We start from the raw sequence: 14,368 nt of genomic DNA on the forward strand, positions 1-14,368 counted from the left end.
ATATGACGCAGAAGGGAATACGTGTTACACCGAAGTTGCTGTTTTTCCTTGCATGTGCATGTATGTGGTTGAAGACCGTTATCGTTTCATTTATTGGTTTTGATATTACCATCCACACATGGTTTGATGCGCTGCTTCTTGTTGTCAATCCAATCGGTTCATTGTTTTTATTAATCGGACTCAGCATGTACTTTACAAAAAGGCTTCATATTAAATGGCTTTTGGCGATTATGATACTAGTAACAGGATTGCTTTATGGAGATTTACTGTATTACCGTTTTTATATTGATTATGTGACCGTTTCTATTTTGTTTCAATTTAAAAATGTCGGGGGAATTGGACCAAGTACGTTTGAGTTGATGAAGGCATGGGATTTACTCTTATTTGTAGATATAATAATCATTGCCTGGCTTTCAAAAAAAGCCATTGTTCAATCCAAAGAGATAAGTGTCCGTTTCAAAAAACGGTTTATCGGCTTTAGTACATTATTACTTTTTTTACTAGCAGGTCTTGGGTGGAGCCAGTCTCCTTATCTTTTTTCTGCCTCGTATAATAGAGAGCAGATGGTTAAAAGCATCGGTCCTTATAATTATCATCTTTATGACATTGTAATGGGGCTTCGTCCTACTATTGATCGTGCAGTGGCTACACACGTTGATACTGCGAAAATCGAAGAATATATGGCGAGTAAACAGGAAGATACAACGGATTTCTTTGGACTGGCAAAAGGAAAGAATATTGTGTTAATCAGTATGGAATCCACACAAAACTTTGTAATCAATCAAAAAGTGAATGATCGAGAAATTACACCATTTTTGAATGACTTAATAAAAGAAAGCTTTTATTTCAATCAAATTTATGACCAGACTGCTCAAGGAAAAACATCCGATTCTGAGTTTATGATTGATACAAGTTTATACCCGCTGTCTGGAGGATCTGTTTTCGTCAGACGACCTGGGAATACGTTTACTAGCCTACAACATCTATTGAAAGAGAATGGTCAGTACTATTCCGCCTCCTTTCATGGCAATGACCCGTCCTTTTGGAATCGAGAAAAGATGTATGAAAACCTTGGCTACGATCGTTTCTTCTCCAAACAAGATTACCAGGTAACCGATGAGAATTCGGTGAATTATGGTATTAAAGATATTCCTTTTTTTGAACAATCTGTGGAGCTCATGAAAACAATGCCTGAACCATATCTTGCAAAATTAATTACATTGACGAATCACTTTCCATTTTTGCTGGATGAAAATGACCAACTGATCGCGATGGGGGATACCGACGAAGGTGTCGTAAATCGGTATGTGACAACAGTTCGTTATCAGGATGAAGCAATCAAGCGATTGTTTCAAACGCTTAAAGATAATGGGATGTATGAAGACACAATCTTTGTGTTGTATGGAGATCATTACGGAATTTCAAAAAAATATGAAGCGGCATTAAGTCAAATGCTAGGTGATGCGTATTCGCCAATTAATCATATTCATTACCGCCAAGTACCAGTGATTATCCATATCCCTGGTGAGGGCGGGGAGACTATTTCTGTTCCAGGCGGAGAAATCGACATCCGGCCAACACTTTTACATTTATTGGGCATGAAAGCAGAAGACACCATATCGTTCGGTCACAACTTATTCACAAGGAAAGCAAGCCATCCCGTGATTTTCAGAGATGGTGGTTTCGTGAATGATACGTATATTTTCCAAGATGGGGTTTGCTATAATAAATCATCGGGAGAACAGTTAGATAATACTGCCTGTGAACCATATCAAAAAACTGTTCATGATGAATTAGGATTGTCAGATGAGATAATATTTGGAGACTTATTGCGATTTAAGGGAATAAAAGATTAAAAATGAGGTTGTTTGAAAAAGGTTCTGACTCCACACTCTATACACCGTTTATTGTGTCATTTATACGTGAAATAAACAATCTATAGTAGCTGTGGGAGTCAGAACCCTTGCGTTTTAATCATATTAAACAGTAAGAACTAGTTTACTTTTTTCCAAGGCATTCGTGAAATCTTTAATCAAATCATCTGGGTTTTCAAGGCCTGCTGATAGACGAAGCAGGCTTTTTGTAATGCCACGTTTTTCACGTTCTTCATCAGACATTGCTGCATGTGACATCTTCGCTGGATAAGATAAAATCGTTTCAACAGCACCAAGGCTTACAGCAAAAACTGGTAGAGTAACATTAGAAACAAAGGAGCGTAGAACATCTTCATTTTCTAATTCAAAAGAAAATACTGCGCCAGCTGACTTCGCTTGTTGCTGTTGCAAAGCAAATTGTGGATGGCTGTTAAGTCCTGGATAATGAACTTTTTTTACAAGTGGATGTGATTCCAAGAATGCAGCGATTTTTTGAGCAGATTGTACAGAATGCTCCATTCGGACATGCAATGTTTTCAGGCCGCGCATCACAAGCCATGCATCCTGAACACCGAGAACGGCTCCGAATGAATTTTGCAGAAATCCAAGTTTTTCTGCTAATTCTGGATCACGTACGACGGCAAGACCGGCCACGACATCGCTATGTCCGGATAGGAATTTAGTCGCGCTATGAAGGACAATATCTGCTCCCAATGTTAGTGGCTTTTGTAGTGCTGGTGTTAAAAATGTATTATCAACATATGTTAACGCACCAATTTCTTTCGCAATACAACAGATCCCATGAATATCTGACACCTTCAAAAGAGGGTTAGAAGGTGTTTCTATATAAATGGCTTTCGTATTAGGTTGAATGGCTGACTTCACACTTTCTAAGTCCGTCATATCAACAAAGCTATGTTCAATATTGAAGCGGGAAAGTACTTGTGTGACCATCCGAAATGTTCCACCATATACGTCTTCAGATACAATCACATGATCACCCGCTGACAGGAGCATGAAGGCAGTAGAAATTGCCGCCATTCCTGATGCGAAGGCAAATCCATTTGTACCTTCTTCAAGTCCAGCAATAATCTCTTCCAACGCTTCGCGAGTTGGATTCGCGCTTCTGCTATAATCATATTTCCCAAACTGGTCACAATCAAATTGATGGAAAGTGGAAGCATGTTGAATCGGCACGCTTACTGCCCCGTTTGTTGCATCATATTTATAGTTATTATGTAGAAGTAATGTTTCAAAGCTGAAATGATCTGCTGTCATGCTGATACCTCCTCTTTTATTTTAGCAAATGCTTGTTCTAGGTCTTGGATGATATCTTCCGCTGCTTCAATTCCTACAGAGAATCGGAGCAGCCGATTACAAATACCGTTTGCGATTCTTATTTCTTCCGGGATGTCCCCATGTGTTTGTGTGGCAGGGTAGGTAATAAAGCTTTCGGTCCCGCCAAGACTTTCAGCAAATGAGACAAGGTTTAAGCTTTGTAAAAATGAATTCACATATTGTTCATCGCTTACTCGGAAAGAAAGCATTCCTCCTTTTCCCGGATAGAGAACATCTGTAATGGATTCATGGCTAGAAAGATAATCTGCAAGTTTCCGTGCGTTTTCTTGATGTCTTTCCATTCGTAAAGCAAGTGTCTTCATTCCACGCATTAACAACCATGAATCGAATGGACTTAGTACCGCACCTGCACTATTATGGTGATGTGCTAGAGCTTCAGACAGATCTTTCCCTTTAGATATAATGAGTCCAGCAAGCACATCATTATGTCCGCCTAAATACTTCGTCGCACTATGAATTACAATATCGGCACCGCTTGCAATCGGTTTTTGAAGAAGAGGCGTATAGAACGTATTATCGACGATTAATAGGACTCCGTATTGTTTGGCTATGGCTGACACCGCATCAATATCCGTTTCCTGCATAAGCGGGTTTGTAGGTGTTTCTAGAAAAATCGCTTTTGTTTGAGGGGTAATACTGTTTTCAATCTCATTTACATTACTTGTGTCAACATATGTACATGTTAACCCCCATTTTTTAAAATCTTTCTCGAGCAAACGGTAAGTACCGCCGTATAAATCACGGCTGACAATCCATTCATCTCCAGATTGGAAAAGGGAAAGGACTGTGAAAATGGCAGCCATTCCAGAGCTACAAGCAAAACCTTGATCGCCACCTTCAAGTTTAGCTATCGCTTGTTCAAGTAGCTGACGAGTTGGGTTCCCTGACCGAGAATAATCATATCCAGTTGATTGACCAATTCCATCATGGCGATAAGCAGTTGAGAAATATACAGGAGGACTTACTGCACCAGTTGCAGTTTCACTTCGATTCCCTAATTGAGCTAGTTGTGTATCAATTTTCATTATCGTTCACGGCTCCCTTTTTTAGAATATAAAAACATCAATGAGCGTCTGTTCTAAAGTTCAGGCGATGAAAAAAGTTCAGGTTCTAAAAATTGTATCACCTTATGAAGGTGGCGGTGCGTAGCTGATTTTGCGAAGCTCTGCCCCTTTTCCATAGAAAAAAGTCTTCTATAAGAAGAAGACTTTAGAATCGCATAAGTATGCAGTCTCTTCTTATCTACCAAGCCAAATAGCTTGATGGAATTAGCACCTTGGCAATATTTTACGATTGCTGGTTGCTGAGGCGTCACAGGGCCAGTCCCTCGACCTCTCTTGATAAGAAAAATTGATTATTAAGTTAATTAAGAATTTACTATACTTTCTCTTTATTGTCAATTAAAAGCATATTATTATTTACACCACTAAAAATGGAATTAATTTGTAATTAATGTATTAAATATGTTACTTGATATAAAGAAATTGAAGAATCAATACGTTCAGTAATAAACAATATAAAAAATCAATTAAGTGACGTTTGTTAGTTTATCTGAATATAATGCCTACATAGGGAGTGAGGATATTGAATAAGGCCTGTGAATTTGATACAAATAAAAAAGTAATCCACTCCTTTCAACGTAGTATCGAAATTACTTCAGCAATCCTATTATTAACCGGGCAAATTACAATCATTGGCGTGTTTGTAAGACCAGGCAGATTTAGTCTTTCGTTAGGTGGTCCTCTTTTTGGAGGGCATCGTTTAGAAGGGAAGGACCACTCGCAAGAAGGAAACCTTTTTATCGATATACTGGACATCATTATAGCTATATTATTAATCAACGATGTAATACATGTGACTGGCACATTTGTGTCGTCTGGTGATTTTTCAATTAATGTTTCAGGTCCTATTTTCGGTTATCCTGAAGTTCTTCCGGCACTGCCAATTGAAGATTATAACTTTTTTAATAAAATAGTAACGCAGCATTATATCGTTCCACCAGAATTATTAACTAATATAAAAGGGAATGAGTAAAATGTCATTAACAGATATACCTACAGTAAAAACTTCTAGAAACAATACATTTTTAATAGCGCTCCCCATTATCATTTTCATATTTTTCTTCACTCAGCAAAAGTCCACAGATGTCTAAATTTCTAAAAAGGAAGGATCTTAAACCTAAAACCTAGAAAAGATGGGGTTAGAAACTTTAAGTCATCCTTACTGCTAATTGACAATAAAGTCCTTTAAAAAATAAGAAAGTTGTTTAATTCTTATTAAGCTAAAGGGGGGCGTTAGTCTAACAAAACATGTACTTATGTTATGTTCCTCCACAATTGGGCGTGATTGTTGAGCAACACAGGTAGAACATGACCAAACCTTTTTATAAAAATCTTATACTTGGTTAGAAAGATTAACTCCATTTTGATCAATCTTTATTCAAAATGGAGTTTTTTGTGTTTGTTGATAAATCAGGGTTTGTGATTTTATTTTAATTAAGCTTTATTAAAATGCTACATACACTATACTGTTGCTTTGTAATAAAATTTGATGATTTATATTAAAGATTGATAATTTGTAAAAAAGTTTGATTAAAATCACATTACCCCTTTAGTTTTTCTTAAAGATTTTTTGGATATTTATGTTAAAATAACAATTAAGATTGTGAAAAAATGTACTTAAACTAACGGGGCAGGTTAGTTGAAGAAGAACTGAATGAATAAATAAAAACAGCCAGTTTGGCTGTTTTTTATAAAAAATCCAAATGCTTGCAAAAAAATAATCAGATTTATGGAAGTTATATTAATTCCAGTTTTTCTCTATAAATTGAACTGCAGGTTGTAAATTTGTTTTGTTAGCAATTGAAATGAGAGCGGGGACCACAGAAGGGTCCGTTTTGGAGAAATTAGGGATCCGTGGATTTAACCGAAAAAAACGATTTCCTAGAAGCTGAGAACTGACCATGGATTCATAGTAACCGGATCCACTAGCGACAATCTGAAGAAATGGCAGTAAAGGTTCATTGGGCGATCGGTCCAAAAGAACTCCCCAATTTGGGGGAAGGTTCTTCATATTTTCGGGGCGTATGTTATCTGCACTAACCATCCCCCACCCCTCTGTATCTCTTCTTAATTGAGTCGGCTCTTCACCTGTTCCAATGGATAATACCGCAATTTGATCCAGCGGCTGTTTGGCTTTCCCCACTGCAAACGCGATACTGGCTGTACTGGGGTTAGTTGCTACTGTATACCCATCCACATAGTTCTGATAGGCTCTTTGCGTCGCGGGAGCCCCACTGCTCCGTAGTATTACATCACTCGCTTTCTCATTAAAATAGGGAGAGTCAGGAAAGTTGTGGAATAACACAGGAGTCCAACGATTCAGCTCCGGTGAGAATAAATGAAATGCAGGGACAACAATTCGTCTTTTTAAGTTTTTGAGGAGAAGATCTGGTGGAAAAAATGTTTGAACTGCTTTAATGAAACTAGAGTATGGTAATTGTTGGTTAAAAACAGGTCCGCCTGGTCGGGAAACGCTGAATGCCGGCAGGATTTTATCCTTAAAAAACTGGAATGTCTCCTTCGGCGATCTTCCACTTGCTAACGCAAGGGCAGTGAATGAACCGATTGAATTTCCCGAAAAAACATTGGTTCGACTAATTAATTTTGGATTTTGCTGAGCCAGTCTGTTCAAAAGTTGTAAACTTAAAGCACCTAAGGTACCGCCTCCATCAAAGGACATGATCCGATATTTTGTCAAAGTTGATTTCTCCTTTCTAATCTGATCACAAGTATCATTCAGTATATGTTTATTTCATGTCTTGTATGGGTATGAATACCACTTTTACCTGAAATCCTTCAGGAGCCGCCGGATTATGTAGGTAAACATCCAAGGAAAGACTCCATCAAGTATATAAAAGAATACTACGACGAGGATAGATGAGACTACGTTTGAGTAGCAGTACGGGCAAGCCAAACGGGAATTTATTATGCACGTACTTTGTTTGTAATGGGTTATGAGAAAATCAGAAAGTACAACTAAAAAAAGCTTGAAAGAAAATTAAAAAAACATAGCGGTAGAGTACGGCTTCCTAGCATGCAAGATTTTAGCGGGGGTGACAATCCCGATTTCCAACGAGGACGACAGCTGCCTATTCCGTTCTCAAACAGGTTATTTTGCAACCTTGTGCACAAAAGGTTATTGATTATTATTATTATTAAATATCGTGTGGCCCTTCAAGATGGAGGTGGCTTTTTCTAACAACAAGATTGTGAAGAATTACACTTCAACTAAAGGGTAGCTTTACTTGAATAAAGAGTAAAGCCTTTTTCTTATTGAAGTAACGAGGCAGGTTAGTTGTACAACAATAATATTAAATAAAGGATTTTAAACGAGAAATGGGAATAGTCTGAAAAATGCCTATTCGTTGAAACTTTAAAGCATTTCAAACGTATTACATTTAAAAAGGGAGTGGAGTTATGCCAAAAAATAATAACAAAGTAAAATCCTTTTTTATATGTTTAATGTTGATAATGTCAGGGTTCTTAATAGCTGCTTGCTCTCAAAAAGAAGAGGAAGATCAGCAAAAGACAGCAATTAAAAAAGTTCTTGAGCATCAATTTACTGGTCCAGATGAGGAGTTTATGGAGCTATTATGGAATCCTAAATATAGAACTGTTGTGAATAATAAAGAAGAGAACCAAGAGTTAGATAAGTATGAAGCAGAGGTATACGGACCTTACTTTACAGAATCTGGGCTTGATTCCTTCATAGCTGCATTTGGTGGTACTCAATACCCAACTTATGCTTACTATAATGGCTATAAGTTAAGTCTTAAGAATATCACGATTGAGCAAAGCGAGAATATTTCATATCGTTATACCTTCATAGCAAAGGTCGGTTATCAGAAAAATGAGGATGAAGAAAAAACTACAAATGTAGAAGGTGAAGTCATCTTCTCTTCAAAAGAAGAAGGAAAAATCGAGGGATTTCAATACGTGAATGACAATGGCTTATCGGATATTTTAAGAACGAGAAATTGACCAATTTAACAAGCAAACACAAAAAGGACCTAATTTGGTCCTTTTTTATGATTATAATAACAACAATATTGTTTAACATAGCCATTCAAAAAAGAAGTTTGTGAAAAAACGTACTTAAACTAAAGGGGTGCTTTAGTGAAAGAAGAATTTGCATAAAACACCTCTTTTTTATGCGGCTACCATGCTTCTTCAGAAGCCGAAAATATTGATTCATCAACAATGTATAAAATCATGTATAAACCATACTAAAAATGTATAGAGTATTCATGTGATACTTTAAGGCCTTGTTCAACTAAAGGGCCAGATTGTGGAATAACACTGTGTGGTAAAAAAATTTACAAATGCTTATTAATCCCTCCTCGTAAATTTGTCCCTATTGGACAAAATATGTTACGGGACAGTGCTGCTAAAACAATAGCACTTCCCTATAAAAAACGAGGGAGTGAAATAGATGGCTGATATCAACAAACGCAAACGTGACGATAACGATACTGGCAAGGCAGTAGGAACTGGTGTAGGTGCTTTTACTGGGGATACCATGGCTTCTGCTCTTGATCCATTTGGTTCAGTTGCAGTTGCAGGTGCTGTTTCTGGCGGAGCGCTGGACAACAAGGCGGGGAAAGGTCCCGTTGATGACGACAATCATGGCTCCAAAACAGGAGATTAGAATTAAGTAAAGTCATCCTTTAACCGAAGGGTTATGGTATGCAGTGGACTTCCTAATTGGGAGTCCTTTTAGAGGAACTTCTTATGTTTGCAAATTACAAACTTGCTTTATCTATCGATAAAATCCGGTAGAAATGAGTAAAGTATTTGAAAGTACTTATCTTCAACTAACGGGCGCAATTGTGGAGCAACACAAGCAGAAAATGGTCAAATTTTATTTTAAAGCTAAAATAATGAATCCTATCACAAATAAAAGTGTCCTACCCTAGGACACTTTCTATCATCATTTATGTAACACCGTACCCTGCCATTGATAGGAACAACCAAGCGTTACTTGTAAACGTAAGCTCAAATGAGGCAACCCTGCGGCACATGGGTGAATCTACTTATGGCTGCTTCCTTCCGGCTCTGACCAGGTTCATAGGTTTCCATTGCACAGGACCCCATTCTCATCACCACTTTTACAAGGCAAACCTTACATGTTCAAACCTCAAGCAGGCATTCAACTCCGCTGTGGCGGATTGCGGATTACAGGGCACCGCCAACTCCCCGTCTAGTACGGTATGTATAATTCAAACATACCTTATGTGATTTGATCATTCATGGCTGAATTCGGCTCATGAAATGGCTGTAAGCCAGGTTCTGTTCCTGCGTGCTATAAACGAATGCCAATCTCGCACGACAGGTGTAGTCATCTAACTATCGATCTTTGACCGATCCATCCTTTTGGTTCATTTCCCGCAGGATGGTGCCCCTACCTAATTTCGGGTTGCTCGCTCGTGGGGTTTACCTCGTTCCATTTCGTCCGTTTCCAGACGAACTCCGTCACTGTGGCACTTTCAGAATACTCTCAGCCTATCACGTTGGACTTAGCATGATTTCTCCGCCGTCAGACAAGTAATAAATTCTTGTTGCCCACCTTTGCAGATGGCACGAACACTCCGGGCATCTCAGCACCGGGCGAGCCTGGACTTTCCTCAACTCTTCTAACAAGAGCTGCGACTACTCACCATTTCATATTTTGTTGTTCATCAGCTACATTCATAGTGTACCATACAAGAAAAGAGAAAATCACTAGTTAATGGTTTCTAATGTTGGAATATGTTTCTCTATTAGTTTGACAGGAAATGATCAATATATCCGCTTCTCAGGAATAACCGAACACCGGCGGTTTTTCCATATCTCCTTTATATCTAGGAATGAGATGGACATGTACATGGAAAATGGTCTGCCCTTCGGATTCACCACAATTGATGCCGATATTATAACTATCCGGCTAATGTTGTTCATTTTTGATCTTTTTACCCTCAAATTCTTGAGCACTTAAATCAAAATACTGTTCCACATGTCTTTTCGGAATGATATTTATACATATTTGTGAAGCTGTGCTTATTGTACTAACGGGTGCTTTACTTTAATAAGAAACTTATAGAAGATCTTCCACAATCGGGGCTTTAATTGAACAAGCAGCTAAAAGGATCTTCCAAACCGAAGATCCTTTTACTAATTTATTTTTTTAACCCAGCAGCAAAGAAGGGACCATTAACTGTAATAGTCGATAGAATTCGTGCCATTTCTTGAGGAGATTCTTTCCTGCCACTATCCAACCATTGTTGAATTACTCCTATATGTGCAGATGCAACATAGGAAGCTAAATATTGTCCTGGAACAAGTAAATTCTCCTTCTTAAAAAGTGCATCTGGGTTATCTCCAACCATTATTTTCCAAACGAAATCTTTCAGCCTTGTTTGAAATGATAAATCTCCTTTTGGGCCTAACACTGCTTTCATAAAACCACTATTTTCATTTAGATATTCAAAAATTGAAACTACAAAGGGAAATGGTGTTAAAGTCGGTGAATTGGTTTCAAGTACGGCAATAACTCCTGGGATGTTCTGTTTTGCAATTCTGTACATCTCAAGCATAATTTCGTCTTCACATTTAGTTATTAAATCGAATTTGTCTTGATAGTGTGCATAAAATGTTCCTCGATTAATCCTCGCTCTGGTTGTTATGTCTTTAACTGTAATTGCCTCGAAACCTTTTTCATCGATTAATTCTACTAGTGCATCTCGGATGGATTCTTTTGTCCGAATGACCCGTAAATCCGTATTACTTTCACGCAAGGTACTTCCTCCCTAACTTTTATCCAACACATTTATAAAAAGTGTTCCGTAACCAACACATCTGACATTTTTGATTATTGAACAGAAAATGATTAAATTATAGAATTAGAAATATAATAAACAACAGGTTGTTTATTATTATAACAAATAAACAGGGAGGAATAAATATATGTTCAAAAACAAACTGTTATTAGTTTCACCAATCATTGCATTGGCAGTTATTTTTATTTTCTCACTTACATTATTTCCATCGGTCCAGCCACAACCGAAAAATCTGCCGATTGCAATCGCAAATGAGGATGAAGGAGTGGAAATTCCTAATCAGCCAAAAATGAATATGGGTCAAACGATTGTTGAAATGATGCAAAAAAATTCAAAAGCAACAAAAGATGAAGGCCCTGCTGTGAAATGGGTTAAAGTAAAAACAGCAGAAAATGCACAAAAAGGAATGGATAACCAAAAATATTATGCAACATTGGTCATTCCGAAAGATTTTAGTGCTAAACATGCATCATTAAGGACACCAGCACCTTCTTCTCCTGAAGTTCAAATATATATCAATCAGGGAATGAATACAGCAGCTTCAACAATGGCAGGACAGGTATTGAATGGGATAGTTGACAATATGAACAACAATGTCCGTAAACAGCTCCTTGATGGTTTTGAAAAACAAGGTGCAACCCTAACAGCAAAACAAGCTGCAAGCTTAGCAACTCCTATTACAAAAACAGTTACTAATGTGAATGAAATTGGTACTAATAGTGCAAACGGCAATTCTCCTATTTCCTTATTCCAGCCACTATGGATTGCAAGCTTAGCTAGTGCAGCTATTATCTTTATTGCTGTTAGCAAATTACCAATTGCTAATCGAAAAGAGAACCTTGCTACAAAGGTAGTACAAATTCTAATGGGGGCAATTGTTTCACTTGTTGTCGGATTTGGATTAACGTGGTTAGCAGATGGAATGGTAGGATTAAATATTCCACAATTTACGGATACAGCTTTATTTCTAACGATTACATCCTTTAGCTTTTTCCTAATGATTTTAGCTGTACTTTCGTTGTTAGGAATTAGAAGTATCGCTGTTTTTGCCTTGATGTTATTCTTTGGTGCACCATTGCTTGCGATGGCTCCAGAAATGATCTCCCCATTTTATCGAGATTGGATTTATTCTTGGTTGCCAATGCGTTTTATGATAGAAGGTTTGCGTGAATTGTTCTTCTTCGGAAAGGGACTAACTTGGAGTTCACCTTTATCTACCCTTGTATGGATTGGAGTAGTAAGTATGGTAATCATACTAGCTTCTGCTTTGAAACTTAATTCACTAAAAGAGAAAACACAAACCGAAAAATTAGAGATATAACAATAAACAAGCCGTTTCCTTATGGGAAAACGGCTTGTTTTAGAAAATGTTTGTGAACAAACGCACTTAAACTATCGGGTGCATTACTTTAATAAAAGGAGCTGTGATCAGCCTCTTTTTATTATGCAACTAACGGGGCAGGATAGTGGGGTAAGTGGATGATAGTCCACCTCTTTTTGTAAACCAGTTTAATTCCATTTTCGGAATGTAAACGACAAAAGAACCATATAAAATTATGGAAGGAGGAGAGACATAAAATGCAGATAATGAACAATTATTTTCGTGCACGTACGAGCATGGTGTACATGATGACCAATAATGAAGTAATGAATCAAATCATTGCCTTTTACATGGACATGAATGGTATGCTCACCTTTGCGGGTTCCTCCCCAACTAATGGTAGAGGTACTGGTACAAAGGAAGTTTCCACTGCAACAACAAACGATGGCGTCGACCCTTTAGCTTCACAAAGCGCCCTAACTTTGTCTAGTGATGGACGTTTTCTACTTGCAGTTAACGCAGGCAGCCATAGTGTCAGTAGTTTCATCATAACCGATAGTGGAAGGCCTGTTCTTGTTGATGTAAAGCCATCAGGAGGTGCTCAGCCCAATAGCGTAGATGTGTTTGGTAATCTTCTCTATGTCTCCAATGTAGGTCATGCCGAAAATAATTTTGCGTCAAATATCACTGGTTTTCACATAGATGATAACGGACGCCTTACTGCTATTCCAGGATCCACTCATTCTCTTAGTACTTTAAATGCTCAGCCGGCGCAGGTTCTCTTTACTCCAGATGGCAGTAAAATCGTTGTCTCCGAGCTTACATCAAACCATCTCAGTGTATTCCATGTAAATAAAAATGGTACGGTTATAGGACCGATTGTTAATGATTCTTACGGCCAAGGACCATTGGGCGCTTATTTTCTATCTTCTGGGATCCTCTTAGTTACAGAAGCAGTTTCAAATGCCTTGTCATCTTATTCATTGAGCAACGATGGTAAACTTTTTGTGATCAGCGGCTCTGTACAAAACGGATATCAGACTGCCTGTTGGGTTGTAACAACGAGGGATGAACGTTTTGCATACACTACCAACACTTTAAGCGGAACCATCTCCACCTACCGAATCGATCACAATGGAGCATTATCAGTGGTAGGGCATATTACGAGTACACCGCCGGGTACAGCACCAGGTCTTCCAATGGATGTTGGAGTCAGTAAAGATGGACGACATTTTTACACACTTAACGGAAATCAGGGTACAGTGTCAGTATTTAATATCCAAGATGATGGTAGTCTAGTAAGATTACAGGTTGCTGCCTGGACTAACTTTCCTTACTTTGGGTCGCAAGGTTTAGCTGTTCTTTGATGCTATTAGGTTCACCATACTGGGAGGAAAAGAATCTACAGGAGTTTCTAAAAACAAGGCTGCCGACATATTGGTGGCTTTTGTTATGAGACAACATAATTGCAAGCAAGATTGTGAAGAAATGTACTTAAACTCCCATGAAAATTAAAATATTCTTAAAATCAAAAACGAGCATACAAAAATAGACCCAGAAAATTACTTTTAAAAAAAGGCTGAGTCTTATAAGTGATCTGATTGGGTTTGGTAAATCGTTAAACAAAAACCTCTAATTATAGCAAATTAAGTAGAGGCTAGCGCGACGACCCAAAAAGGATTAATCTCCCATGAGTGCTACCCATAAAGGGTGCAACAGTCGGTGGTACACTGTGGTCGTCGGAGTCAGACTAACGGATGGGCTCAAAGGCAGCATAGTTCAACGACTTTCTTCGCTAGCCATTAAAACATTATCGACCTAGAAACCAATTTTCATTCTCTGTGGTGCAACACTGATTTTGTGCTGAATGGATGGCTAACGGGGCAGTTTAGTTTAAGTACAATCCTTCACAAAGTTAGAAAAAAGCCGAGCTCCACA

At 38.0% G+C, this 14,368-nt stretch carries 11 protein-coding genes, 2 other RNA genes and 1 riboswitch; of the genes, 6 read left to right on the forward strand and 7 right to left on the reverse strand.

Translation table 11 applies throughout. The annotated features are described in order from the left end of the window. Nucleotides 1–2: 2 nt before the first annotated feature. Nucleotides 3–1,856: an LTA synthase family protein gene (locus tag ACIQZI_RS09675; RefSeq protein ID WP_403072462.1), complete on the forward strand. Its 1,854-nt coding sequence runs from the start codon at nucleotides 3–5 to the stop codon at nucleotides 1,854–1,856. Nucleotides 1,857–1,979: 123 nt separating this feature from the next. On the opposite strand, the gene metC is transcribed toward ACIQZI_RS09675, so the two are convergent. Then, the gene (metC, locus tag ACIQZI_RS09680; RefSeq protein WP_403072465.1) at nucleotides 1,980–3,152 is read right to left on the reverse strand and encodes a cystathionine beta-lyase; all 1,173 of its coding nucleotides are present in this window, start codon (nucleotides 3,150–3,152) and stop codon (nucleotides 1,980–1,982) included. Beyond that, entirely contained in the window at nucleotides 3,149–4,261 is a 1,113-nt protein-coding gene (locus ACIQZI_RS09685) for a methionine biosynthesis PLP-dependent protein (RefSeq protein WP_403073966.1), read from the reverse strand. Before ACIQZI_RS09685 ends, metC begins: the two co-directional genes overlap by 4 nt. Nucleotides 4,262–4,468: 207 nt before the next feature. Continuing rightward, nucleotides 4,469–4,580: riboswitch (SAM riboswitch) on the reverse strand. A 228-nt stretch (nucleotides 4,581–4,808) separates the two neighbouring features. On the opposite strand from ACIQZI_RS09685, the gene ACIQZI_RS09690 reads away from it, so the two are divergent. After that, nucleotides 4,809–5,267 carry a hypothetical protein gene (locus tag ACIQZI_RS09690; RefSeq protein WP_403072468.1) on the forward strand — a complete coding sequence of 153 codons (459 nt, stop codon included), beginning with the start codon at nucleotides 4,809–4,811 and terminating at the stop codon, nucleotides 5,265–5,267. Between the two features lie 768 nt (nucleotides 5,268–6,035). Here ACIQZI_RS09690 and ACIQZI_RS09695 read toward each other — a convergent pair. Beyond that, nucleotides 6,036–6,992, reverse strand: a complete 957-nt coding sequence (locus ACIQZI_RS09695) for a patatin-like phospholipase family protein (RefSeq protein WP_403072471.1) — start codon at nucleotides 6,990–6,992, stop codon at nucleotides 6,036–6,038. A 773-nt stretch (nucleotides 6,993–7,765) separates the two neighbouring features. Between ACIQZI_RS09695 and ACIQZI_RS09700 the strand changes: the two genes are divergently transcribed. Then, nucleotides 7,766–8,275 carry a hypothetical protein gene (locus tag ACIQZI_RS09700; protein ID WP_403072474.1) on the forward strand — a complete coding sequence of 170 codons (510 nt, stop codon included), beginning with the start codon at nucleotides 7,766–7,768 and terminating at the stop codon, nucleotides 8,273–8,275. A gap of 451 nt (nucleotides 8,276–8,726) precedes the next feature. Continuing rightward, the gene (locus tag ACIQZI_RS09705) at nucleotides 8,727–8,942 is read left to right on the forward strand and encodes a hypothetical protein (protein ID WP_403072477.1); all 216 of its coding nucleotides are present in this window, start codon (nucleotides 8,727–8,729) and stop codon (nucleotides 8,940–8,942) included. Nucleotides 8,943–9,238: 296 nt separating this feature from the next. Here the strand turns inward: ACIQZI_RS09705 and ffs are convergent. The 4 genes from ffs to ACIQZI_RS09725 form a co-directional block, all read right to left on the reverse strand. After that, an RNA gene (gene ffs, locus ACIQZI_RS09710) (signal recognition particle sRNA large type) lies at nucleotides 9,239–9,503 on the reverse strand. 64 nt (nucleotides 9,504–9,567) lie between these two features. Then, nucleotides 9,568–9,955, reverse strand: an RNA gene (gene rnpB, locus ACIQZI_RS09715) — RNase P RNA component class B. A 133-nt stretch (nucleotides 9,956–10,088) separates the two neighbouring features. Further along, entirely contained in the window at nucleotides 10,089–10,202 is a 114-nt protein-coding gene (locus tag ACIQZI_RS09720) for an HIT family protein (RefSeq protein WP_403073968.1), read from the reverse strand. A gap of 247 nt (nucleotides 10,203–10,449) precedes the next feature. Then, nucleotides 10,450–11,067, reverse strand: coding sequence for a TetR/AcrR family transcriptional regulator (locus ACIQZI_RS09725; protein WP_403072480.1), 618 nt, complete (start codon nucleotides 11,065–11,067; stop codon nucleotides 10,450–10,452). A 169-nt stretch (nucleotides 11,068–11,236) separates the two neighbouring features. Between ACIQZI_RS09725 and ACIQZI_RS09730 the strand changes: the two genes are divergently transcribed. Together ACIQZI_RS09730 and ACIQZI_RS09735 are read left to right on the forward strand one after the other, a co-directional pair. Further along, entirely contained in the window at nucleotides 11,237–12,430 is a 1,194-nt protein-coding gene (locus tag ACIQZI_RS09730; RefSeq protein WP_403072483.1) for a YhgE/Pip domain-containing protein, read from the forward strand. A gap of 257 nt (nucleotides 12,431–12,687) precedes the next feature. Beyond that, entirely contained in the window at nucleotides 12,688–13,797 is a 1,110-nt protein-coding gene (locus tag ACIQZI_RS09735) for a lactonase family protein (protein ID WP_403072486.1), read from the forward strand. Nucleotides 13,798–14,368: the final 571 nt, after the last annotated feature.

It is taken from the genome of Peribacillus sp. NPDC096379, from assembly GCF_044762875.1.
Lineage (GTDB): Bacteria > Bacillota > Bacilli > Bacillales > DSM-1321 > Peribacillus.